The organism is Pseudomonas sp. EA_65y_Pfl1_P113 (assembly GCF_963970525.1).
Taxonomy (GTDB): domain Bacteria; phylum Pseudomonadota; class Gammaproteobacteria; order Pseudomonadales; family Pseudomonadaceae; genus Aquipseudomonas; species Aquipseudomonas tritici.
In genome coordinates, this window is the sequence record NZ_CAXAQM010000741.1 from 1 (window position 1) to 255 (window position 255).

Genomic DNA, 255 nt, shown 5'->3' on the forward strand with positions numbered 1-255 from the left:
CATGCGCGGCGCAAGTTCGTCGATGCGCAAAAAGTGCAACCCAAAGGCAAGACGGGCCGTACCGATATCGCGCTGGCCATGATTAACAAGCTGTATGGTATCGAACGTGAACTCAAAGAGGTCACGGGTGATCAGCGTTTTGTCGGTCGCCAGGAACAGAGCTTACCGGTGCTTGCCCAACTGAAAAGCTGGCTGGAGAAAACCCAGTCCCAAGTGACGCCGCAAAGTGCGCTGGGCAAGGCCGTTAATTATCTG

Annotated in this window: 1 protein-coding gene; it reads left to right on the forward strand. The window is 54.9% G+C overall.

The annotated features are described in order from the left end of the window. Positions 1 to 255, forward strand: a 255-nt coding sequence (locus AACY52_RS31985; protein WP_339561645.1) for a transposase, incomplete at both ends; no start/stop codon positions are given.